This is a genomic window from Pseudarthrobacter sp. HLT1-7, assembly GCF_059383435.1.
In genome coordinates, this window is the sequence record NZ_JBWZCH010000039.1 from 1 (window position 1) to 1509 (window position 1509).

At 55.5% G+C, this 1509-nt stretch carries 1 rRNA gene; it reads right to left on the reverse strand.

Features of this window, described 5'->3' with window-relative positions:
• Positions 1-10 precede the first annotated feature (10 nt).
• Positions 11-1509: ribosomal RNA gene (locus tag AC50X6_RS18695) — 23S ribosomal RNA — on the reverse strand; the annotation flags it as partial.

Below are 1509 nucleotides of genomic sequence, written 5' to 3' on the forward strand. Positions count from 1 at the left end.
AAGGGGGTGTGTGGTGTAAGTTATCGGCCTATTAGTACCGGTCAGCTTCACGAGTCGTTAGTCCTCGCTTCCACATCCGGCCTATCAACCCAGTGGTCTGGCTGGGGGCCTCTCACACCCGGGGGTGTATGGAAATCTCATCTCGAAGCGAGCTTCCCGCTTAGATGCTTTCAGCGGTTATCCCATCCGAACGTAGCTAATCAGCGGTGCACTTGGCAGTACAACTGACACACCAGAGGTTCGTCCGTCCCGGTCCTCTCGTACTAAGGACAGCCCTTCTCAAATTTCCTGCGCGCGCAGCGGATAGGGACCGAACTGTCTCACGACGTTCTAAACCCAGCTCGCGTACCGCTTTAATGGGCGAACAGCCCAACCCTTGGGACCTACTCCAGCCCCAGGATGCGACGAGCCGACATCGAGGTGCCAAACCATGCCGTCGATATGGACTCTTGGGCAAGATCAGCCTGTTATCCCCGAGGTACCTTTTATCCGTTGAGCGACGGCCATTCCACAATGTACCGCCGGATCACTAGTCCCGACTTTCGTCCCTGCTCGAGATGTCTCTCTCACAGTCAAGCTCCCTTGTGCACTTACACTCGACACCTGATTGCCAACCAGGCTGAGGGAACCTTTGGGCGCCTCCGTTACTTTTTAGGAGGCAACCGCCCCAGTTAAACTACCCATCAGGCACTGTCCCTGACCCGGATTACGGGCCGAAGTTAGATGTCCAAAGTGACCAGAGTGGTATTTCAACGATGACTCCACCCGAACTGGCGTCCGGGTTTCAACGTCTCCCACCTATCCTACACAAGCCACTCCGAACACCAATACCAAACTATAGTAAAGGTCTCGGGGTCTTTCCGTCCTGCTGCGCGTAACGAGCATCTTTACTCGTACTGCAATTTCGCCGAGTTTATGGTTGAGACAGCGGGGAAGTCGTTACTCCATTCGTGCAGGTCGGAACTTACCCGACAAGGAATTTCGCTACCTTAGGATGGTTATAGTTACCACCGCCGTTTACTGGGGCTTGAATTCTCAGCTTCGCCTTGCGGCTAACCGGTCCTCTTAACCTTCCAGCACCGGGCAGGAGTCAGTCCGTATACATCGTCTTGCGACTTCGCACGGACCTGTGTTTTTAGTAAACAGTCGCTTCCCCCTGGTCTCTGCGGCCCCTGCACGCTCCGGACAGCTTGTGTCCATCACGCTGGGGGCCCCCCTTCTCCCGAAGTTACGGGGGCATTTTGCCGAGTTCCTTAACCATAATTCTCTCGATCGCCTTAGTATTCTCTACCTGATCACCTGTGTCGGTTTGGGGTACGGGCGGCTAAAACCTCGCGTCGATGCTTTTCTCGGCAGCATAGGATCACCGAATCCCCCCGTGAAGGGGTCCCATCGGGTCTCAGGCATCATGAACGGCGGATTTGCCTACCGTTCGCCCTACATCCTTAGACCGGGACAACCATCGCCCGGCTCGGCTACCTTCCTGCGTCACACCTGTTAATACGCTTG